General features: G+C 30.1%; 25 protein-coding genes. 16 read left to right on the forward strand and 9 right to left on the reverse strand.

The annotated features are described in order from the left end of the window. The first annotated feature begins 74 nt into the window (after positions 1–74). On the forward strand, positions 75–365 hold the full coding sequence (locus ACWJKP_RS06495) for an EamA family transporter (protein ID WP_165411974.1): 291 nt from the start codon (positions 75–77) through the stop codon (positions 363–365). A gap of 116 nt (positions 366–481) precedes the next feature. On the opposite strand, the gene ACWJKP_RS06500 is transcribed toward ACWJKP_RS06495, so the two are convergent. Beyond that, positions 482–769: an ArsR/SmtB family transcription factor gene (locus tag ACWJKP_RS06500; protein ID WP_165411973.1), complete on the reverse strand. Its 288-nt coding sequence runs from the start codon at positions 767–769 to the stop codon at positions 482–484. A 215-nt stretch (positions 770–984) separates the two neighbouring features. Continuing rightward, a complete protein-coding gene (locus ACWJKP_RS06505) occupies positions 985–2,238 on the reverse strand; it encodes a D-alanyl-D-alanine carboxypeptidase family protein (RefSeq protein ID WP_462961454.1) in 1,254 nt (417 codons plus the stop codon). Between the two features lie 235 nt (positions 2,239–2,473). Here ACWJKP_RS06505 and ACWJKP_RS06510 point away from each other — a divergent pair, with 235 nt between their 5' ends. Then, complete coding sequence (locus tag ACWJKP_RS06510) at positions 2,474–3,088, forward strand: NUDIX hydrolase (RefSeq protein ID WP_165411971.1); 615 nt, start codon at positions 2,474–2,476, stop codon at positions 3,086–3,088. 23 nt (positions 3,089–3,111) lie between these two features. On the opposite strand, the gene ACWJKP_RS06515 is transcribed toward ACWJKP_RS06510, so the two are convergent. Both ACWJKP_RS06515 and ACWJKP_RS06520 read right to left on the reverse strand, forming a co-directional pair. Beyond that, complete coding sequence (locus ACWJKP_RS06515) at positions 3,112–3,462, reverse strand: hypothetical protein (RefSeq protein ID WP_165411970.1); 351 nt, start codon at positions 3,460–3,462, stop codon at positions 3,112–3,114. A 127-nt stretch (positions 3,463–3,589) separates the two neighbouring features. Then, positions 3,590–3,949 carry a winged helix-turn-helix transcriptional regulator gene (locus ACWJKP_RS06520; protein WP_165411969.1) on the reverse strand — a complete coding sequence of 120 codons (360 nt, stop codon included), beginning with the start codon at positions 3,947–3,949 and terminating at the stop codon, positions 3,590–3,592. Between the two features lie 157 nt (positions 3,950–4,106). On the opposite strand from ACWJKP_RS06520, the gene ACWJKP_RS06525 reads away from it, so the two are divergent. From ACWJKP_RS06525 to ndk, 3 genes are all read left to right on the forward strand, one after another. Continuing rightward, complete coding sequence (locus tag ACWJKP_RS06525; protein WP_165411968.1) at positions 4,107–4,748, forward strand: lactate utilization protein; 642 nt, start codon at positions 4,107–4,109, stop codon at positions 4,746–4,748. 185 nt (positions 4,749–4,933) lie between these two features. Next, positions 4,934–5,143 carry a hypothetical protein gene (locus tag ACWJKP_RS06530; protein WP_165411967.1) on the forward strand — a complete coding sequence of 70 codons (210 nt, stop codon included), beginning with the start codon at positions 4,934–4,936 and terminating at the stop codon, positions 5,141–5,143. Between the two features lie 88 nt (positions 5,144–5,231). Continuing rightward, positions 5,232–5,723 (forward strand): nucleoside-diphosphate kinase, encoded by a 492-nt coding sequence (ndk, locus tag ACWJKP_RS06535; RefSeq protein WP_462961455.1) that lies wholly within the window; start codon positions 5,232–5,234, stop codon positions 5,721–5,723. A gap of 76 nt (positions 5,724–5,799) precedes the next feature. On the opposite strand, the gene ACWJKP_RS06540 is transcribed toward ndk, so the two are convergent. Both ACWJKP_RS06540 and ACWJKP_RS06545 read right to left on the reverse strand, forming a co-directional pair. Beyond that, entirely contained in the window at positions 5,800–6,159 is a 360-nt protein-coding gene (locus ACWJKP_RS06540) for a hypothetical protein (RefSeq protein WP_165411965.1), read from the reverse strand. Positions 6,160–6,203: 44 nt separating this feature from the next. Further along, positions 6,204–7,682, reverse strand: a complete 1,479-nt coding sequence (locus ACWJKP_RS06545; protein ID WP_165411964.1) for a nicotinate phosphoribosyltransferase — start codon at positions 7,680–7,682, stop codon at positions 6,204–6,206. 157 nt (positions 7,683–7,839) lie between these two features. Between ACWJKP_RS06545 and ACWJKP_RS06550 the strand changes: the two genes are divergently transcribed. From ACWJKP_RS06550 to ACWJKP_RS06575, 6 genes are all read left to right on the forward strand, one after another. After that, on the forward strand, positions 7,840–9,870 hold the full coding sequence (locus tag ACWJKP_RS06550) for an ATP-dependent helicase (protein ID WP_462961678.1): 2,031 nt from the start codon (positions 7,840–7,842) through the stop codon (positions 9,868–9,870). Between the two features lie 88 nt (positions 9,871–9,958). Next, complete coding sequence (locus ACWJKP_RS06555; protein ID WP_165411963.1) at positions 9,959–10,258, forward strand: hypothetical protein; 300 nt, start codon at positions 9,959–9,961, stop codon at positions 10,256–10,258. 126 nt (positions 10,259–10,384) lie between these two features. Further along, entirely contained in the window at positions 10,385–10,555 is a 171-nt protein-coding gene (locus ACWJKP_RS06560; protein WP_165411962.1) for a hypothetical protein, read from the forward strand. 71 nt (positions 10,556–10,626) lie between these two features. Further along, positions 10,627–11,784: a M20 metallopeptidase family protein gene (locus ACWJKP_RS06565; RefSeq protein ID WP_263492485.1), complete on the forward strand. Its 1,158-nt coding sequence runs from the start codon at positions 10,627–10,629 to the stop codon at positions 11,782–11,784. 152 nt (positions 11,785–11,936) lie between these two features. Then, entirely contained in the window at positions 11,937–12,890 is a 954-nt protein-coding gene (locus ACWJKP_RS06570; RefSeq protein WP_165411960.1) for an RluA family pseudouridine synthase, read from the forward strand. A 201-nt stretch (positions 12,891–13,091) separates the two neighbouring features. Continuing rightward, on the forward strand, positions 13,092–14,720 hold the full coding sequence (locus ACWJKP_RS06575) for a putative polysaccharide biosynthesis protein (RefSeq protein WP_165411959.1): 1,629 nt from the start codon (positions 13,092–13,094) through the stop codon (positions 14,718–14,720). Between the two features lie 86 nt (positions 14,721–14,806). On the opposite strand, the gene spoVB is transcribed toward ACWJKP_RS06575, so the two are convergent. Continuing rightward, on the reverse strand, positions 14,807–16,306 hold the full coding sequence (gene spoVB / locus ACWJKP_RS06580) for a stage V sporulation protein B (RefSeq protein ID WP_165411958.1): 1,500 nt from the start codon (positions 16,304–16,306) through the stop codon (positions 14,807–14,809). Between the two features lie 421 nt (positions 16,307–16,727). On the opposite strand from spoVB, the gene ACWJKP_RS06585 reads away from it, so the two are divergent. The 5 genes from ACWJKP_RS06585 to ACWJKP_RS06605 all read left to right on the forward strand — a co-directional run bounded on the left by ACWJKP_RS06585 (position 16,728) and on the right by ACWJKP_RS06605 (position 20,671). Further along, positions 16,728–17,282 (forward strand): ferritin-like domain-containing protein, encoded by a 555-nt coding sequence (locus ACWJKP_RS06585; protein ID WP_165411957.1) that lies wholly within the window; start codon positions 16,728–16,730, stop codon positions 17,280–17,282. 63 nt (positions 17,283–17,345) lie between these two features. After that, positions 17,346–18,644 (forward strand): hypothetical protein, encoded by a 1,299-nt coding sequence (locus ACWJKP_RS06590; protein WP_165411956.1) that lies wholly within the window; start codon positions 17,346–17,348, stop codon positions 18,642–18,644. A 95-nt stretch (positions 18,645–18,739) separates the two neighbouring features. Continuing rightward, positions 18,740–19,441, forward strand: a complete 702-nt coding sequence (locus ACWJKP_RS06595) for a zinc dependent phospholipase C family protein (protein WP_165411955.1) — start codon at positions 18,740–18,742, stop codon at positions 19,439–19,441. 104 nt (positions 19,442–19,545) lie between these two features. Beyond that, positions 19,546–20,085 (forward strand): class I SAM-dependent methyltransferase, encoded by a 540-nt coding sequence (locus tag ACWJKP_RS06600; RefSeq protein ID WP_165411954.1) that lies wholly within the window; start codon positions 19,546–19,548, stop codon positions 20,083–20,085. Further along, entirely contained in the window at positions 20,060–20,671 is a 612-nt protein-coding gene (locus ACWJKP_RS06605) for a B12-binding domain-containing radical SAM protein (RefSeq protein WP_165411953.1), read from the forward strand. Before ACWJKP_RS06600 ends, ACWJKP_RS06605 begins: the two co-directional genes overlap by 26 nt. Before the next feature lie 6 nt (positions 20,672–20,677). On the opposite strand, the gene ACWJKP_RS06610 is transcribed toward ACWJKP_RS06605, so the two are convergent. Next, on the reverse strand, positions 20,678–22,141 hold the full coding sequence (locus ACWJKP_RS06610) for a recombinase family protein (RefSeq protein ID WP_165411952.1): 1,464 nt from the start codon (positions 22,139–22,141) through the stop codon (positions 20,678–20,680). Between the two features lie 2 nt (positions 22,142–22,143). After that, a complete protein-coding gene (locus ACWJKP_RS06615; protein WP_165411951.1) occupies positions 22,144–22,512 on the reverse strand; it encodes a helix-turn-helix transcriptional regulator in 369 nt (122 codons plus the stop codon). Positions 22,513–22,641: the final 129 nt, after the last annotated feature.

The raw sequence follows: 22,641 nt of genomic DNA on the forward strand, positions 1-22,641 counted from the left end.
TAGACATACTAGGATACTGAATTGTTATTTTTAAAATGTGCTTTATAATAATAATATATTAGAGTAACTAGATATTGGCAACTATCTTAATGTTTATGTGGAGATTATCATATTTAAGCATAAAGGTTATATCAGAAGAGGTAGAGCCAACATTATCGGCATTTTATAGATTTATGTTAGCTGCAATAATTTTATTTATAACATTAAAAGTGAAATTCCATAAGGAAAAAGTTTTAAAAGAGGAGAAGTTTAAATTTGCCTTGGGTGGTCTCTTTGGAGTAACACTATATTTTATATTTGAGAATAGGAGACTTGATGACTCTTGGAGCAGTATTTTCTTGGATGATTTACAACATTGTTTGTAGTAGTTTTAAAGGGAATTATAAAGTTATAACTATAAATACTTATGAAATTATGTAGGGGTAATTATTATAACCTACTATTAGAAAAAGCACATAGCGCTAATTTTTTGAAAAGACAACTAATGTTCATCAGGAAATATCGCATTTATAACGTTTATGATGGTTTCATTACAAATTTTATAATTAATTTGTAGACCATTTCTTTCACCTTTGATAATTCCAAAAGATTTTAGTTTTTGAAGATGCTGAGAGACGGTGGATTGAGGAAGGTTTAAACAGTTCTGCATATAGCTAACATTGCAGCGTCCTTTGTTCATAAGTCCTCTAATAATACATATTCGTGCAGGGTGAGCAATAGCTTTTAATAAATCAGCAATTTCTGTATATTGTTCAAAATTCGCATTCATAAAAAATCTCCTTTTAAAAATCAATAAATTTTAATCTTAACTTTGTTTTATACATTATATGTAATGAAAAATATAACAACTTATAATATATTAATATTCTTATATTAGTATATTACGATATAAATGTCAATATACTCGCAAAAAAATTATTTGAAAAGCCTAAAAAAGGACTATATTAATTTTTGAATTAATATAGTCCTTAAACTCGCAAATACCTATTTGAATCTCATTCCTCTACTATGACGATTTTTACGTCGGTTGATAGAAGAAATTAATAATACAATTAATGCTAAAACTACGATTAGTACAATGGCAGCTGCAGCATAGATAATTATATTATCTTTAATAAGAGCAGATTTTGAAATCATTGGATATAATTTATAGCTTTTTTCAGCATCTTTTTGTTTGAAAAGTAATGTCCCAACAGAAGTCTTTTTATTAAGTTTCCATGCATTCGTGAGAGAAACTTTAGCGGAAGATTGTGGTGCGACATCATTTTTATAAAAAGTCACATCTTCCTTTGACTCTAATGGCACATCAATTGTTTTTCCTGGTCCTATGAATGGAATAACCTTATAGGGTACAGAAATTGTTTTGATTTCAGTAGCTTTTTTATTAAGCACTTCTTTTTTAGCGCCATAACTAAAGTCAATTAGTTTTTTCATATCTTCAAAGACTTTTGTATCTTTTGCATCATTCTCAGAATTCATAACAACGCCTATGATATGGCGACCGTTACGTTCATATATAGAAACTAAGCATCTTCCAGCCTTTTCTGTATAGCCAGTTTTACCACCTATGTTGCCTTCTATGCCAAGAAGTTTATTTCTATTCTGAACAGTAGCTTCGACCCCATTAGCAGATTTTATTATACTTGTTTTTTTACCCATAGACTTTTTTACCCAATCATTTTTATAAGCAGCTCTACCTAAAAGAGTTAGGTCATAAGCAGTTGTATAATGTTGATCATTTTTATCATCCAAACCATTAGGTGTGATAAAATGAGAGCCTTTCATTCCTAGATTCGTAGCCTTGTCATTCATCATTTTAGCAAAATTAGTTGGATTTTGACCAACGTTATCGGCAATCATATAGGCTATATCATTTCCCGAATAAAGAAGAAGTCCATCCATTACGTTGTCAGCGGACATTGTATCTCCAATTGCTACAGGCTGTACATTTAGATTATAAGAGTAAGATGGTTGTTCTTTTGCAGTTTTTGTATAATTTAAATTGTCTGTTGATTTTTTATTTTCAGCTAGTAGTAAAGCTGTAATAAGCTTTGTAATACTTGCTGGGTACATCTTATTATCAATGTTTTTGGTGTAAATAATTTCGTTAGTATCCATATCTACAGAAATGGCAGCTTTACCAATTAATTCTGGTGGGTTAACAGCAGCTAAAACAGTTGTAGAAAATATTAAAGTAAACACTAGTGTAAATAATAAAAGCCGATTTTTTCTTTTCAATTTTCATCTCTCCATTTGTATTGAATTTTATCTTTATCTATTGATAATTATAAAGCAAGTATATCATTTTAAGATATTAAGAACAAGGTACATTGATTAATGAAAATGTATTTAGGATGAAGTTAATACAATTTATTTATGTTTAATATGTGAGAACCAAAATAATGAAAGGTTTGGTTTATTATTTGAGTATCTGGTATATTATATAAGTAGGTTGAATCAGGAGGTAATAGGTATGGTAAATAAGCTAGAAAAAATATTTAAAAATAGAGATTCTAAGGTTATTGGAGAATTTAAAGAAAGTGCAGTTATGATATTACTTACGGAGGATGCAGAGGGATTATCTATTGTATTTGAAGTGCGTGCACACAAATTAAGAAGCCAGCCAGGTGATATTTGTCTTCCAGGTGGAAAGGTGGAACTAGATGAAAATCCAAGGGAAACTTCTATAAGAGAAACTATGGAAGAATTAAATTTGAAAATGGATCAAATTGAAATTATAGGGGATATGGATTATTATATAAGCCCTTATGGTAACTTGCTATATGCTTTTGTAGGCAAACTAAAATATGGTGAAATAAATCCTAATGAGGATGAAGTAGATCACGTTTTTAAAGTTCCACTAAAATTCTTTTTGGAAAATGAACCACTGCTTTATAGAATGGAGATAGGTCCCATAAACCAAGAGGGTTTTCCTTTTCATTTAATAAATGGAGGAAAAGACTATAAGTTTAGAAAAGGGTATCTAGATGAGCATTTTTATGAATATAATAACTATAAGATATGGGGTTTTACAGGGCAGATTATTAAAAGTTTTATTGAAATTTTACAAAACAGTAATAAGAAATAGATTATTACTGTTTTGTAGTTATATTATTTACTGCGTGCAACTTTGTTTTTCTTAATGAATAATAAAACACTTAGTGAGATAAGAACCAAATAGATAAAAACATATATAATTGAAACTAATCCTGATTTATAGAAAAATTTTAGATAAATAAACGCACTTTGCGATATTAAGGCCCAAAATAGAGAAATAAAAGCCATGATATTATTTCCGTGTCTCCAATGCTCAGGGTCTTTCATTGATCCAATGATTTTATCTCGTCTTTTACTTTTATCACCTGTGTTAATTACTAGAAATTTGTAATACAAGAAAAATATAATTGATACTATAGAAATTGCAAAAAACATATATGATAATGAAGTACTGGTTACATTCAAAAAAATCACTCCTTTTAGCAATTAATATGCCCTAAAAGTTAAAAAATATGTTTAGTTAGCTGATGATTAGCATACTTAATTTGAACATATCAAAAAAAGAGTGGAAAAGTCCACCCTTTAAAAATCACTATTCTTTGTTGTCAGAGACGATGCCTTCATAATAATCAGTTCCCCACTTACACATAACGTCTAATATAGGCATTACACTTTTGCCTTGCTTTGTTAAAGAGTATTCTACCTTAGGAGGAACTTCTGCATAAACTTTTCTATGAACCATTTCATATGATTCTAATTCTCTAAGCTGTTGCGTTAACATTTTTTGTGTTATTCCACCCATGGAGCGTTTCAATTCGCTAAATCTTAATACACCGTTTTGGGCTAATTTCCAAAGAATAATTGGCTTCCATTTACCACCTATTATATCTAGTGTTAACTCTATGGCACAACTATATTCTTTATTATTTATTTTCATAATTTTATCGCTCATAATACCTCCTAGTGTTAGTTCGAGTGGTAACAGTTCTTAGTATACTAAGTAACTTATAAGTGAGTACTTGATTAAAAAACCTTTGGTATATACAATTATATCATTGATATATTTTATATACAATGATATAATGCTCCTTAAAAAAGGAGGGAAATAAATGAAAGAAATTCATACATGGCATAAAGAGACTATTGGGTCAAAAGTAGTAGAGGTTCTTAAAAAAAATGGGTTTTCAGCAGTTTATTTAAAAAAAGGTGAGGAAGCCTCAGAATTTATAATGAATAATGTACACAAGGGTGACAGAGTAGGTTTTGGAGGATCAATGACTATAAGTGAACTTGGTATACAGGAAAAGGTAAAGGCCATGGGAGGCGTTGTGTTAGATCATGGTGATCCAACTTTATCACCTTACGAAAAAGTGGAGACTATGAGGGGTGAGCTCCTTAGTGATGTTTATTTATGTAGTTCTAATGCTGTAACCTTAGATGGAGAGCTTGTTAACGTTGATGGAGCAGGAAATAGAGTGGCAGCAATGAGCTTTGGACCTAAAAAAGTCATTGTTGTAGTAGGTGTTAATAAAATTTGTAAAAATGAAGCTTCAGCGTTTGAACGAATAGAACAAATTGCGGCACCAAAGAATAATATGAGACTAAATATGCCCAATCCTTGTACTAAGACGGGAGTTTGCAATGACTGCAAAACAGATACTAGAATCTGTAGGATCTATTCTGTAATTAAAAGAAAGCCTATGAGAACTGATATTACTGTAGTTGTAATTGGTGAGGATTTCGGTTTTTAACGATATTTCAGCACCGCAGGTGATGATTTAACGACATCTCAGAAGGGAAAATAATTTGTATATTTTTGTCTATATATTTATATGTAAAATTTAAAAAAGCACTTCAAATTATCGTTAGAATGTCTTATAATGTTATGAGAGTAATGATGTTGCTTAAATAACAAAATATGGGATGGAGTGATGGAATGTTACAGTGTGATTTTCTGACAACTATAGAAGAAGAAGTAGACTGCTTTAAGGAGTGTGCATTACATAAATGGGTAGATAATGGAGGGAAATGCCCATTTGATGAATTGAGAAATTATAAACCATTTGATATTAAAAATATTTCTGATTATGATTTATTTAGTGATGATAAAACTTCACCACTTAGATTGCTATACAAAGAATACTAGTAGGGATATTAATGAAAATTTGTGTATAATATCTAATAATAGGATATAATTTAGTTTATAAATATACAATGCGGGGGAGTGAATTTAAATGGAAAGAACTTTGGTTTTAATTAAACCAGATGGAGTTAAACGAGGACTTATTGGGAAAATTCTTAATCAATATGAAGAGAAATCATTAGAAATTGTGTCGCTCAAAATGATTACTGCTACAAAGGACATCGCTAAAAAACATTATAGTGAACACGCAGGAAAGAAATTTTTTGATGAGTTAATATATTATATTACTGAAGGTAAAATATGTGCAATTATTTTAATGGGTGAAAAAGCTGTTGATGTAGTGCGTAAAATCAATGGAGATAAGGATCCTGTAAAAGCGGAACTTGGCAGTATAAGAGGGAAATTCACTTTGGATAAAACTAAAAATTTAGTTCACGCCTCTGATAGCATTGAAAGTGCAGAACATGAGATTGCAATATGGTTTCCGGAGCTTACGAGCCTTCAAAAGCTTACATACCAAGATCAGTATAAGGGAACTGTTGATTTGTTTTCAAAAACAGATGGTCCATTAATAAATGTATAATTTTAACTAAAGGGCTAACCAATAATATTGGCTAGCCTTTTTAAGTATTTCCATATGAATCACATATTAGATGTGGTTAATGAGAACCACAATGTCCACCGCAACCATTACAGGATTGTTTGCCAGCACTAGAACAATGGCTCTTGGCATCTTTCGGCAATAATGTTTTAATCCAAAATCTAGAATCTTTATAGGCTACTGTGAGTTCATTTATGTTTTCTAAAAGGGTTTCATCATATAATATTGGTAAATTATCAATATTATTTTTAATGTCTCCAGTTTTAAAATTGTCTAAGTAAATATCAACTTTTGCAGTTTTGCAACAACCGCTGACGTATACAAATCGCACACTATCATAAGCGTCGTCAAGTTTAATCATTTCCATAAGATTATCAAGAGCAATTTTTGAAAGCTTGATTTTTAAAGGTTGTGCCATAAGTCCTCCTAGTGTAACTCTTGGGGATAACAAATATATTTCTGTTACTCCTCGAGGGTTTCAGAATAATGAGTTAATAGACCTTGCTTTAGGTTCCATAAATTCCAAGAAAGATCCACATAATATGCATGAGGATTATCAAATCTTAAAACTTCTGTCCATAATTTAGATACTTCTTGTTCAGAAAATGCTTTTATTTCCATAACAGACGGAGATTCATAAATCTGCTGTCCATTTTCAAATAGTTTAACCATAAGTTCTTTTACATAGTAATGTTTAAGATTTTTCTTTTTCCAGGTATAAACTGGATTAAATATTTCAAGTGGTCTACTTTCATCGATTTTCTCATCATGTAAGGTAATAAAATCTGCAATGGCCTTGTGTGATGTTTTATCGAAAATTCTATATAATTTTTTAAAAGCAGGATTGATGATCTTTTCTGCATTCTCACTAATCTTAATTTTTGGTATTATTTCTCCATCATTCTCAACTGCAACGAGTTTATAAACACCGCCAAACACTGGTTCCGATCTTGCAGTAATAAGTCTTTCACCAACACCAAAGTTATCAATTTGTGCCCCGTTTTCCAAAACACCGCTTATAATATATTCATCCAGTGAGTTAGAAACTGTAATCTTTACATCTGAGTATCCAGCTTCATCTAAAATTACTCTAACTTTTTTAGTTAGATAGGTAATATCACCACTGTCAATTCGTATTCCTTTAGGTCTTTTACCCATAGGTTTAAGTACATCATTAAATACTTTTATGGCATTTAGAATCCCAGAGCGTAGTACGTTATAAGTATCTATAAGAAGTACACAGTTATCGGGGTAGGTTATAGTCCAAGATTTAAAGGCATCATATTCAGTATCAAAAAGCTGTACCCAACTATGAGCCATAGTTCCAATGGCTGGGATATCAAACATTTCTTCAGCGATAGTGCAAGCAGTACCAACACAACCGCCAATAACAGCGGCACGTGCTCCATATATAGCGCCATCATAGCCTTGAGCACGCCTAGAACCAAATTCCATAACAGGTCTACCCTTTGCGGCTCTACATATTCTACTCGCTTTTGTAGCTATTAAAGTTTGATGATTTATTGTGAGTAGTATCATTGTCTCAACAAATTGAGCTTGTATAATAGGTCCTTTAACTATAACCAAGGGTTCACCAGGAAAAACAGGATAACCTTCTGGCACCGCCCAGACATCACAAGAAAATTTAAAATCCTTTAAATAATCTATAAAATCATCTGAAAAATCATTTTTGCTTTTTAGATAGGATATATCATCATTTGAAAATTTCAAATTAGAAAGATATTCAAGTAATTGTTGTACCCCGGCCATAATACAATATCCACCACCGTCAGGTATTCGTCTAAAAAACATATCAAAGTAGGCAATTTTATCTTGAACATTATTATCTAAATAACCGTTTGCCATAGTTAATTCGTAAAAGTCTACCAGCATTGTTAGGTTTCTTTCGTTCCTCACATTAAAATCTTTTGAGTGTTTCATAATTTTTCCCCTTTGAAATTTAATAAAAGTATATAATGAAATTATAACATAATTATATATTAATGTTTAGATAAGATTATTAAAATAGTAAATTGGGTATAAGCATAGTATATAAGCAATTTAAAGTAGGTGGATGAAAGTGGAGACAAAACATAATATGGATAATAAAATAGTAAGCAAGAAAATAAATTCGAAATTAAGTAAAGAGCAAAAGGATGCTGTTTATTCTGTTAACAGAAATTTATTAGTAACAGCAGGACCGGGTAGTGGTAAAACAGTAGTTATTGTTAATAGGATTGTTCATTTAATAAATGAGAAAAATGTTAAACCAAAAAATATTATTGTCATTACGTTTACAAGAGCTGCGGCTATTAATATGAAAAGTAGATATGTTGCTATTAATGGAAAGGAGAGGGTTCCGTTTTTTGGAACCTTTCATGGTTTGTTTTATAAGATCCTTAAGAACTATTACGGACAGATAAACATAGTAGATACACTAGAGGTATATAAACTCATAAAAAATGTACTTATGTCATATTTGGATGAGGTAGGTGATGAAAAAGTAAAGGAAGTTATAAATAATATTTCTGTATTCAAAACAAGTGGAAAGGTAATGGAAGATTTCTCTCCAAGTATTGATAAAGTAATCTTTATAGCAGCCTATAATATTTATGAGCAGTATAGAAAAGAAAAAAACTTATTTGATTTTGACGATCTTCAAATAGGTTGCAGAGATCTGTTTATAAAAAATTACACAATACTTAAGGGGTATAGAAGCTTATTTAAGCATATTTTAGTGGATGAATTTCAAGATTGTGATTCTATGCAAGTTGAGATACTAAAGCTTTTAAATGAAGAAAACTCTATTTTTGCAGTAGGAGACGAGGACCAATGTATTTATGGTTTTAGAGGGTCGAATCCTGAGTGTATGGTTAAGTTTTCAGAGCATTTTGTGGGGGGAGGGAAATTACCCTTGTCCACCAACTATAGATGCCCAAAGAATATAGTAGAAATATCCATGAATATTATAAAAAATAACAGCATGAGAAATGAAAAAGATATAATAGCATTTAAACAGTATGATGGTATCGTTGCAGTACTTAACAATGTAAATGAGAACTCACAGGCAGAGGAAATTAGCTGTATTATTCAAAAACATAAGGAAAATAATAATAAAAATTATAGAGATAATGCAATATTGTACAGAACAAACGTGGAGTGTAGAAGTCTAATAGATGTTTTTATTAAAAAAAGAATACCTTTTAAGCTTTTAGATAAGGAGTATGACTTTTTTCAACATTTCATTTGTAAAGATATAATTGCATATTTTAAATTAAGTATCGATAAAAGTGATAGAGAGAGTTTTGTCAGAATAATTAATAAGCCCTTTAGATATATAAGTAAACTAAATTTAGATAAATTAAAAAGAAATCCCGTAAAAGAAGACTGTTTTGAAATGCTAAAAGATATTGAAGAGATACCGGTATTTCAAATGAAAATGTTAGATAAGTTAAAAAAGGATATACATTTTTTAAATAAAATTTCATTAGAAAGTGCTATAGATAATTTAGTCTTAAGTATAGGATATCATGATTATATTAAAGGGTACTGCACTAAATTTAAGATAGATTTAGGTGAGATGGAGGATGTTATTGACGAGTTTAGACAATCAGCAGAAGGATATAACTCTATAATAACTTTTCTAGCCCATGTGGACCAGGTTAAAGAGGAAATTAGTAAGCATAAGAAAAATATAGATGAGGATGCAGTAATACTTAGTACAATTCACGGTGTTAAAGGTATGGAGTTTGAAAATGTATACTTAATAAATTGCAATGAGGAAAATATCCCCCATGTAAATAGTATAGATAATAACTTAGAGGAAGAAAGAAGACTATTTTATGTTGGAATTACAAGAGCTATAAACAATGTTTGGCTATGCATTAGTAAAAGTGTAAAAGGAAAAGCGAAAGAAACCTCACGATTTATTAGAGAGTGCAATATTTTAGGATCAAGCGATTCGGATTTACCTTTTAAAGAAGGCGACGCGGTGATACATAAAAGTTTTGGGAGTGGAGTCGTAATTGCAATTACTAGTAAAGAGTTAGAGATTAAGTTTGGGGGAGAAGTTATAAGAAAATTTGACGTCAATGTATTGTATAATAACTCTTTAATTTCAAAAGCATAGCAAATGTAATGCAATACATAACAACAATTGACAAAGTATGTAAATATGGTATACTGAAAAATGAATTGTGTATTAAGGAGGGTATTTAATGGTTGCCTTTAAGCAAATGTGGGATGATGTAAGGTTAATTTTGTCAAATGGGAAGCACTCAGATATAGAAATTGTGGAGAGATTTAACTGTGGATTTACAGTTAAAGAGAGAGGTAATATAATTTTTATTACAAGAGATGACTTCGTGGATTTTTGGTGCAAGCTATTGTACTATAATGAATTATCATTGGAACAGGCTTTAAAAGATGATAAATCAAAACCAAAATACATTTATACTATTATAAAAAAATTACCTTATGTATCAGAAAGTTCTGGTGTAATTAAGTTATTACAGTAGTTTTATTGAATGTTACAATATAATTTTATTAAGCTCATATTCTATGAATATGAGCTTAATAATTTAAGTTACAGTGATGGGAATAATATTTAAATAATTACGTCTCTTTCTACAAGGAGGGAAAAAATGCTGAGCCTAAAATTATGGACTATGTTAAGAATATTAGCTATAAGTTTTTATTTTGAAGATTTAATTCAAAACATTGAGCCGGTACCATTCATTAATGGCGAGCAATCTCTAATAAATGACGTAATAAAAGAAAATGACGATATAGAATTAGTTATAACCAGATTCTAAATAATAGGAATGTAATTGAAATATATTGGGAAAAATAGCGTAAAGGGGTGTACATAGTGAATTTTTTAGATATGGCAAAAAATATTGAAAGTGAATTAATAGACATAAGAAGAGGCTTTCATGAAAACCCTGAATTAGGGTTTGATTTATTTAAAACTTCCCAGAAGGTAAAAGATTTTTTATTAAAGGAAGGCATTGAGTTTTATGAGGTAGCACAAACGGGAATCTGTGCTATTATTAGAGGTAAAGGTGAAAAAACTATTGCTTTAAGGGCAGATATGGATGCACTTCCATTGCAAGATAAGAAAATATGTGATTACTCCTCTAAAATAAATGGTAAAATGCATGCTTGTGGACATGATGCTCATACCACTATACTTTTGGGCGCAGCTAAGATATTAAATAGCATGAAGGATAAAATTCCAGGGAATGTTAAACTTTTATTTGAACCAGCAGAAGAAACAACTGGTGGTTCACCTTTAATGATTAAAGAAGGAGTACTAGAAAATCCTAATGTGGATGCTATTATCGGGCTTCATGTAGAAGAATTTTTAGAGGCTGGAACCGTTGGTTTAAAAAGAGGCGTAGCTTATGCAGCATCAAATCCATTTACTATAAAAGTAGTAGGTAAAGGAGGACATGGTGCAAGCCCACATATGACGGTTGATCCCATTGTAATAGCTAGCAATGTTATTATTTCACTTCAAAACATTGTAAGCCGCGAAATTCCACCTACAGATCCTGCAGTAATTACTATAGGATCAATTCATGGAGGTACAGCTCAAAATATTATACCCGAAGAGGTTACAATATCGGGAATTATTAGAACTATGAAGAGTGAACATAGAGAATATATAAAGACCAGATTAGTTCAGGTAGTGGAAGGCATCGTTACCGCTATGAGAGGGGAATGTGAAATTAGTATTGAGGAAAGCTATCCTTGTCTTTATAATAATGATAAGCTTGCAGAGATGTTTGAAAGTAAAGCAAGTCAAGTTATTTCTGAGAGTAATGTTTATAAATTAGATCAGCCTACTATGGGTGTGGAAAGTTTTGCTTATCTCTCTATGGAAAGGCCAGCACTATTTTATTTTTTAGGAAGTGGTAATAAAGAAAAAGGTATAGTAAACCCGGCTCATGGTAGTTTATTTGATATAGATGAGAGCTGTATATCAATAGGTGTAGCTATGCAATGTACATTAGCTTATGAATTTTTATTGAATTCATAACACATATTAGTATATAATTGATATTTGATGTGATTTTTTTAAATGTATTATAATTTATTACAAAATAAAAGGGTGATTTTTTATAAAATAAATTAGATTATATATAGAATTCGTCAATAGATAACAAGAGATAAAAGAAATAGGAGGATTATATGAGGATAGAAATTGGAGCGAATGAAGCGGGACAAAGAACGGATAAATTCATGAGAAAAGTACTTGGTGATGTGCCGTTAAGCAAAATATATAAAGCTTTTAGAAAAGGTGATATTAGGGTTAATGGTAACAAGATCAAGGAAAAACATTCTTTAGTACAAGGCGATATTGTTGAAACAAAATATATTACAAGTGAGTTTAAAAAAGAAGAGTTTAAAAGAATTGAAAACAATTTAAAAATTACATTTGAGGATGCTAATATATTAATGGTTGAAAAATGGCCGGGAGTTTTAGTTCATTCTGATAAAAAAGATGGCGAAGCTACTTTAATAGATTATGTGCTTTCTTATTTATATGATAAGGGAGATTATCAGCCAGAAAATGAAATAACATTTAAACCAGCACCTTGTAATAGATTAGATAGAAATACTTCAGGTATAGTTATGTTTGGTAAGAACTTTAAATCTCTTAAACTTTTAAATGAAATGGTAAGAGAAAGAAATGTTGAAAAATATTATATGGCTTTAGTAAGAAACAGAATTAAAGATGGGGTTTACGAGGGATATATATATAAAAATGAGGATGCAAATATATCACAGGTATTTGACACCGAGATGACAGATACAAAAAAAATAGCAATGGAAGTTAAAACGTTGCAAAGTTGTGGTACATTTTCTTTAATAGATATTAATCTTTTAACAGGAAGAAGCCATCAGCTTAGAGCACATTTAAGCCATTTGGGTAATTCTATTGTTGGTGATTCAAAATATGGAGATAAAAAAATGAATAGTTTCTTTAATAACAAATATGGTTTAGATTACCAATATTTATATGCGTATAAGGCAATGTTTAAGAATTGCCCGGATGATTTATCTTATATGGAGAATAAAACTATTGCAGAGAGTTTACCACCAATATTAAAAAAGATTAAAAAGGATGTATTTAAATTTTAGAGGATGAGTTTAACGACATTTCAGAAGGAAAGTCTCCCACTTCTATAAGTGAGAGTTACCTACTATAAGTAGGCGTTACTTGCCCTAACAAATAGAAAACTTCAGGGGGAGTATAAATCTCCTTCTGAAGTCGTCAATGCATCTTCTGTGAAGATGTTGCAGCACCGCAGGTGATGATTTAACGACCCAGGAGATGATTTAATGAGTGAACAAGCAAATTCAAATAAACAATCTACAACAAAAGGTTTTGCCATATTATCTGCGGCAGGTTTTATGGTTAAGGTTTTATCACTACTTTATATACCTTTTTTAGGGAAAATACTAGGAGAGGATGGGTTAGGGGTATATTATTCAGCATACAGTATATTTACATATGTATATATATTAACAAATGCTGGTATTCCTGTGGCTATTTCTAAGATAGTATCAGAGCTCATAGCGGTAGGTAATTATAAGGATGCTGTAAAGACCTTTAAAATAGCTAGATTTTCGCTTTTGATATTAGGGATAGTTATGTCACTTTTAATGCTTATTTTCGTAGTACCTATAGCTAATGCAACCGAGAGTGATACTGCAAAATTAGCAATCATGGCACTCGCTCCAACTATTCTATTATCCTCTGTATTATCAGCTTATAGAGGTTATTTTCAAGGGAGAGGGAATATGACCCCCACTGCTGTATCACAAGTATTAGAACAAATTGCAAATACTATATTTAGTTTAGTTTTTGCAGCGTGTTTTATAAAATATGGGCTAGCAGAAGGAGCGGCAGGCGGAACTATTGGAACAACTGTAGGAGCACTGGTTGCGGTAATATATATGATTTATGCTTATAAAAAAAATAGAATTTTTATAGTTCCAAAAGGGTATAATAAGTTAAATATAAAGAGATTAACTACTAAAAAAATAATAAAAAAGCTATTGGGTGTTGCCGTGCCAATGACAATATGTTTAGGAATACAACAATCAGGATTATTGATTGATTTAGGGGTAGTTAAATCAAGAATGTTATCTTCTGGAATGGATAAAGTGCAGGTTAGTATTTTATGGGGTGTGTTAAGTAAATATACGACATTAATAAATGTGCCTATAGCTATTATTACAGCTCTAGCCATGACTATTCTGCCTTCTATATCCGGCTTAATGGCACTTAAGGACAAAAAAGCTGTAAGAAGTAAAATTGATTATGCTTTTAGGCTGTGTTTTTTGGTGGCAGTACCTTCCGCAGTTGGACTTGCAGTTTTAGCTAAACCCATAGTATATTTAATCCAATATGGGTCTGACGTTTCAAGATTACTTACATATGGATCAGTGGTAATAATACTTATGGCTGTGGTTAGTATTCAAACTTCAATTCTTCAGGGGCTTGGAAAACTTTACTTAGTTACAATTTATGCAGTTATGGGATTAATAGGAAAAATAATTACTAATTATATTTTTGTAGCAATTCCAACACTTAATGTATTAGGGGCTGTTATGGCCAACGGAGTAAGTTTTGCAATAATTTTGATGTTGAACTATAATACTATGAACAAAGCGCTAGGGATTAGAATTAAACTAGCTAGTCATGCAATAAAACCCATAATAGCATCAGGGGTTATGGCTGTAGTTGCAGGGTTCATGTATACTATCTTAAATTTTATATTCAGTCATATTAAACAAGGATATTTTGCTAATGCTGTTTCTATATTATTTACTATATGCTTAGCTATATTAACTTATTTCTTCGCATTAGTGATTATAGGTGGAATAACTAAAGATGATTTGGATGTATTTCCAAGAAAGATTAAGAAACTTATACCTAAGTATATTTTACAAAGAATTAAATAAAAAAAGTATATATTACTATTAATGCATTTTATACGTAATATATACTTTTTTCTATTCATCTCTCCAATCCACAAAAAAATATCTAATTATTTTCTTTTTTTTGTAAGCAGGATAGAAAATAGTAAAAGTGAGAAGCCAATAGCAATAATTACTATGTTTTTAGTAATAAAGATAGAATTTGGTAACGTAGTATTTAAAATTTTTAATATATAGTATAAGAGTGTGCTAAGACAGACATCAGTTAAGATTTCGCCTACTGAAAACTGTATATAGCAGCTTTTTTTTATTGCAATAATATTTAATATAAAGCTTATAATAGAGCTTATAATGAGAGCTATGCCGTAACCTAGAATGTTTAATTTTGGGATGCCTAATAATACATATAGTAAAACAAGTTCAAGAATAGAGGTTACTATAGAATTTATTAAAAGAGATTTTTGTTTGCCAAGTCCGTTTAAAATTCCAAAGGTTGAACCAGACATATACATGAATGGTGCACTTAAGGAAGCAAGCCGTATGTAAACACCTAAGTCATATCTGTCGAAAAATAATTTTCCAAGGGAGTCTCCAGTACATAAACATATTATCATAGTTGAAAGTCCTAGTAAAAACGAAACTTTTATAACTTCGCGGACTCTACGCTCCAAACCGTTATAATCATTTTTACTAATACTTTTAGAAATATCTGGAGTTAAGATGGTTGACATGGATATTACAATAATAAAAGGAAAGAACACAATGCTCATAGCCATACCTGAAAACTTACCTATTAAGGATAAACTCTGCGTATACTCTATGCCTGCAGAAACTAGTCGCCCTGGGACAATCAATGTTGATAGCGCGGAAATTACAGTGTTTAAAAAGCCATTTAAACATAATGGGAATGAAACAACAAGAACATTAAATAAAAGTTGGGCCCTTCCTTCAGTTTTTTTATTGTAATTCTTAAATTTGGTTTTACTTTTTTCATAGAAGATAAAGAGTAGAATAAAACTTATAAGTTCTCCAATGGATAAGGCGATATATGTAGCAGTTACGGTAGTAGTTACATTTTTTAATGCGAAAAAATTTATTATTCCAAGTATTATGCCCATTCTTACGGTCTTTTCAACAATATCTATGATTGCAGGTACTTTAACATTGGAAATACCGTAGAAATAACCCTTATATATAGATGAAAGAGCAACAAAGATTAAAGCCGGGCAAATAACCCAAAGGGAGTATAATGTTCTTTGATCTTTTATTATATATGTACTAATAAAAGGTGAAAAAATAAATACTAAAACTGCTATTAATATAGAAAATGCAAAATCAAAAACTAAGGCAGTATGTATAGATTTGTTTAAACTACCGTAATCTTTTAATTCATAATAGGATGAAGCTTCTTTTGAAATAGCTGTTACCATTCCACCGCAAATAAGGCAAGTGAATAAATCATAAATAGGCATTACAAGGCTATATAATCCCATACCTTCTGCACCTAATTTTTTTGAAAGTAAAATTGAAAACATAAACCTTAATATACCAGCAGTTAAATTTGATACGGTGAGTATTATTGAGTCTCTATAGAAATTATCTTTAATCATAAAAGGATCCTCCTTGTTCTTCTACCTGGGGAGATAACAGTTATTTATAATTAGTATGTGAAATTTAATAATTATATTCTGTAAATCATCATCTGAGATGTTGTATGTAATTAAATCATCTCCTGCGGAGCTGCAATATTAATGACTTCAAAAGGAGACTTATACTCCCACTGAAGTTTTCTATTTGTTATAGTATGGGACTCCCACTTATAGAAGTGGGAGTCTTTCCATCTGAAATGTAATTAAAATAAAAAGTTTAGTAATTATGATACCAGTGTAGTTTATGATTTTATAAAAAAATTGTAAAAACCTTCTAGGGAGGAGTTTTTTATGTTAGAATAATTTTAGTAGTGTCTTAAGGAGAATAATAAATAATAATTATTATTTACTCCAAATAAAAGTGCGGAGGAAATAGAGCGATATGAAATGTTTGATATGTGGTATGGAGATAAATATAAATAATTTCAATATAAATAATGATGGTTTATTAGAAGTGAATGAAAGAGAGCATATTAAATATTGCCCGTTTTGTGGCGTAACTTATAAGTATTTAAAATCTGTTGGTGAAGCCTACAAGATTTGTGCGCAAAGTTTGGATCCCAATACTTTAGTAGTATTAGATCATGCCATGAAACTTGAAATATTTAATTCAGAGTTTTATATGTCAGCGGCAAAGCTTGCGAGTGACAACCATGTTAAAGAAATTTTTAAAGCACTTTCAAAAATTGAAAAAATACATGCTATTGTGCATCAAAAACTAGGTGGGTTCAAAGAACTTCCAAAACTCGTGGATATAGATTACAGTAAATATAAAAACGATACAAGCTTAATGAAACTCGCAGGAAATAGAGAAGTTCATGCTACAAAGTTTTATGAAAAACATGCAAAGGAAATAAATAATTTGATTGTTAAAGAGGTATTTGTTGCCTTGGCGGAGGTTGAAAGAAGCCATATACAAATTGCTAGAAATTATTAACACATATACTCTAATTTATATAAATATATATAAATTAGAGTATTTATAATTTAGGGGGTAAGTATGAAGAAGACCATTGGATTTATAGTTATTTTAGCTGCAATGGCTTTTGCACTATTTTCAATGAAAGATTCGTCTAAAGAATATAGGGTTACGGTTAAAGATGAAGTTATAAAATCACAGATACTATTTAAAGGATTAAGTAAGGCAGTAGATTTTACGAAAGATAGTGAAGGAAACTACTATGTAGCTTTCAAAGACAAAGTACAGTACATAGATAAAGTAGGCAAGTCATACAATATATTTACAAATAAGAAGCTAAGCATAACTAGTTTAGATTATAATAATAAAGTATTGTATTATGCATCTGGAACAAAAGTCTACTCATATGATTTAGTAACAAAGGCAAATAAAGAAATTATCAAGAATATACCTAATTATGGAGACTATAATGACAGTTTAGTTAGAATTAATGGAGAATATCTATTTGTTACAATAGGAGCTGCAACAAATTCTGGGGTAGTTGGACCGGATAATCAATGGTTAGATGATTACCCTCAAAATCATGATATTTCTCCTAAAAGTATAACTATAAAAGGAATTAATTTTGATAAGAAAAAGACCGGAGCATTTGTTCCATATAAAAATAGGAACGTAAAGGGGCAAATAATAACAGAACATATGATTGGAAATTCATCTATAATAGTTTATAATTTAAAAACTGGAGCACAGGGAAACTTTGCTTGGGGTATAAGAAATATGAAGGCTATAGATTTTAATAGTGAGGGCAAAATATTAGTTGCTGTTGGTGGAATGGAGGACAGGGGATTAAGGCCTGTAAAGGGAGATAGTGATTATATATACAAAATTAAAAAAAAATCATGGTATGGTTTTCCAGATTATACTGGAGGAGATCCAATAAGTTCACCTAAATTTAAAGGCTTACTTAACGGGGATATACCATTTATTTTAGACCAGCATCCTACAACAAATCCTCCCGCACCAATTTATCAACATAAAGAAGTAAATAGTTTAGCCGGGTTAGCAATTGATAAAAAAGGTATAATAGGTAGCATAGACTGTATATATTTCTATGAAAAGAATGATAATAGTATATATAGTTTAAATAAAAGTAGTGCGCTTAAAGAAAAAGTAAGATTTGGGGATGAAACTTATATATCTAGTATGAAGTTTTTTGATGATTTAATAGTGTTAGACTCTAAAAGTGGATATTTAATTAAAATCAAAAAAAATATAAAGAATGATATAGGGATAGAAGGGAGGAGATTAAGTTACTATTTATTAACAATTGTGCTAACTTTAATAATTAGCCTACTTGTTAGTTTAAGCAAAAAGAATTAGAATATAGTCAATATACATTGTTGTTAATTATTAAAAAATATTCAGGTATGTTTTCAGATCATATTTATTGTATACTAAAGTGAGAGGTGAACAGGTTGAAGAAAAGAATGGAAGTTACTTATGGAAAAACTTTAAAAGGCTTAATGATAACAATAAATCCAATTAAAAAAAGGATCATGAAAACTCATTGCATTGTTCATAAATTTATAAATATTCAAGCTATAGAAATTTTAAAAAATAAGGAATATAGTGAAATTTCTAGTTTTTACAAGGGACACATAAAAGAACTAAACAAGGGGGTTACTTGGGCAGATCAAGATTTTAAAAGCTCAAACCATTTTTATCATCACATTAAGGGTACTGGCCTTTATGGATTTTCAAATGCATTAACCGAATTCGAAAAATATTATAAATGTGCATTAAGATTTATTAAAGAAGGGGACACAAGGCAAGCCCTGTTTTATTTTGGAGCAGCCTGTCATTTAATTCAAGATGCTACGGTGCCTCAACATGTGAACAATAAGCTACTTAAAAGCCACAGAAATTTTGAACTTTGGATTATAAGTAGATTAATGAGTGATTATTCATTTCCTATTTTTAATGAAGTAATAAAACAGGAGAATATAGAAGACTATATAAAAAAAAATGCATTATTTGCGAATGAAACTTATATTGCTAATGCAAACATAAAAAACAAGGAAGATAGGTACAAGAAAATATCTACACTTATAGTGCAACGGGCACAAAAGACTACTGCAGGTTTAATGATTAATTTTTATAATGAAATTAATAAATAATTCCTTTATTTTAGAGGAATTATTTTATTTTTGAAGAATAAGATAAAAATAGGTAAAAATAGGTAAAAATATATGAAATATATTTAACAAAGGGGGAGTAACAATTGAAAAAGGAGGTTTTTATAAATTTAGAAAAAGAAATTTTCAAAGGAAATATATTAGATATAGGTTTTTCTAATCATGGAATTATATATAATATATACAAACAATATGTTGATGATAGTAGTAGTTTAGATTATATAGAGGGGAAAGGTGAGAAGACAGGAATAGAAGAAGGTGAGTATGATCTCTGTGCACTGTTTTTTACTTTGAGTGATATAAAATTTACAAAAAGCAAAAGTAAATTAATACAAGATATATATAAATTTCTGAAAGAAGATGGATTACTATATATATGGGATGTAGATAAGGGATTTGCTAAAATCTTTAATTCTAAAATAAAGATTGTGTCACCTGATAAAAATACAAAACAAATACATTTAATAGACTTAAATATATTTAAAGATAGTTCTAAAGAGAATACAATCAAAATTTTACAACCTTATTTTGAAATATTAACTTTGAAAAATTCAGATAATGTTTATTATATGATATGCAAAAAGAAAGGGAAATCAAAAGATGAAAGTAACACTAGTAGGAATTAATGCAAAATATATTCACAGTAACTTGGCAGTAAGATATTTAAAAACATATACAGAGGATTTAAATTACGAATGCAAAATTATGGAGTTTTCTATTAATGATCAAATCGAAAGAATTGTAGAGGAAATTTTGAGTAGCAAGCCAGACCTTGTAGCATTCTCTTGCTACATATGGAACATTGAGTACGTTAAGGCTGTATCATCTCTTATAAAGCTTGTAAATAGTGAGATTGAAATCCTTTATGGAGGACCAGAGGTTAGCTTTAATTGTAAAGAGTTTCTTAAGGAAAACGTAGGGGATTATGTAATAGAAGGGGAAGGAGAGGTAACATATAAAGAATTTATTAAATGGAGAATTAATTCAAAGGATGATTCTAAAATCAATGATGGGAATAGTGGTAACATTCAAAATATTCTAGGGCTATATTATAAGTATTATGAAAATATAGGATGTGATAGTAAAATTAACTATGGTGGTAAGAGAACCTTAATGGATATGGAGCAGGTTATTTTCCCATATAATGAAGAAGAACTTACCAATAAAATAGTTTATTATGAAGCATCAAGAGGATGCCCTCTAAATACGTAACCGATACTATATAAACACTATGTCTGAGTGGTCAGTTAGAGGGTTATAAGTAATTGATTTAAATATATTCTTAACGATTATTCTTTTATCCATGTTAGTTTTAGTATTTTTAAAGCTATCAATATTAGAAAAAGTGTTGTTTTCTTTGGGTCTATCTTCTAGTGCTCTTAATTTTATTTCTTGGATTTCATTGGTCAATTTTATATTTTTAGAAGTTAGTTCCTCTATTCTGTTTCGTAGAGGCTTACTAGCTTCTTTTGTCATGTCTTCCAGTTGCTCTGCAAGATTTTTTATTTTTCGAGTATTAGTTGCCCATTCTTTTTCAAGTGTTTTAAAACCAATATTAAGGGGGTTATCTAATACATTGCATTCTTTTATAAAATCTTCTTTAGTTTTTATATTATCAAGATAGTTTTCAATTTCATTTTCAATGTATTCCGCTTTCACATATTTACTATTTGAGCATCTTTCGACAGCTTTATTCAGCCGGCGCAATCTATTGCCACACACGTAATAAGTATTTCCACTACTATTGGCAATTACATAATCAGCACCACAAAATGGACATTTTAAGATACTAGATAACCAATAGTTCTTACTTTCCTTCTTAAAGAAACTCTCTCTTTTGCTATCTAAGAGAGTTTGTACGTTTAGCCATGTAATATGTTCTATTATAGCTTCATGTCGGCTCACAATAGCCATAGCATCTCCTTTTGTTACTCCGTAGCATAGATAGCCTTTGCTATTTTCTTTACCCTCGATTTTCCAGTTATTTAGTTTTAAATATTGGCTTACTAATAAATTCGATTTAACGTACATGGGACTTCTTAAGATTCTTCTCAAATTCTCTCGCTGATTCGGAGTTTCGGAATATTTTTCTTTTAATATTTTATGTGTTCCATATAAAGATTGGACTTTTAGATAGGTTTCAAAGCAATCTTTTATAAACTCTTTATTATTTAGCTTTAAATAACTTTTTCCGTCTTCTTTTATAATTTGGTATCCCCCAGGAGCAGGCCCACCAGTCCAGCATCCTTTCTTCGCAAGTTCCAACATGCTATCTTTTACCCTTTCTGCAATAGTTTCACGTTCCAGTTGTGCAAAAACAGAGGATATATACACCATAGCTCTACCCATCGGAGTACTAGTGTCGAATTGTTCGCTTAAAGATATAAAACTAACATTATACTTATTAAGAGTTTCCAATGTGGTGCTAAAGTCTAATACGTTCCTACTTATTCTATCTAATCTATAACATATTAAAGCATCGTATTTATTCAGTTTGATTAATTTCATCATTCGCTGAAAAGCGGGTCTTTTTGTGTTTTTACCGCTAAAACCTTCATCTTCAAATATCTCAAATTCATTGTTTTTATTCCTAAAGTATTCCTTACAAAGTTTTATTTGAGTATCAATACTTTCACTATTTTCTGTGTATATTGATTTTCTTGTGTAAACTGCAATGTTCATATTTATCTCCTTTTATTAGAGTTTTTTCTTTTTAATGCAACTTCTTTTTCTAAAACTGCATTTATTAATTTGCTAGCATCTTCTGGAATTTTGTTATCTTCTTTAATCATTCCACTATCCATCATTGCAGTTATCAAAACATCTAGCGATTCATAAATTTTGTAATTTTTCTCAACTTCAACATCCATCCAGTAGGATATAGTCTTACCGCTCAAGTCTGCAAGCTTAGATAAAAATTTAACTGTACCTTTAATCTTACCACTTTCCGTTTCGGCAATTAAAGTCCTTGATACATTCAATCTATCTGCCAATTTTTGTTGCGTAAGTTTATTTTCTATTCTATAGTTCTTAATTTTTTCCTTTAGTTCCATTGGTATCACATCCTTATAGACATAATACAACGTTTAATGTCTAATAACAAGACATTTTTTAAGACTAATTTCGAGTATTTGTGTCATAAATTAAGATGATGGTAGTGAGAGTGAGCTATGTTAGCGCAA

This window comes from Clostridium sp. CM037, assembly GCF_055081095.1.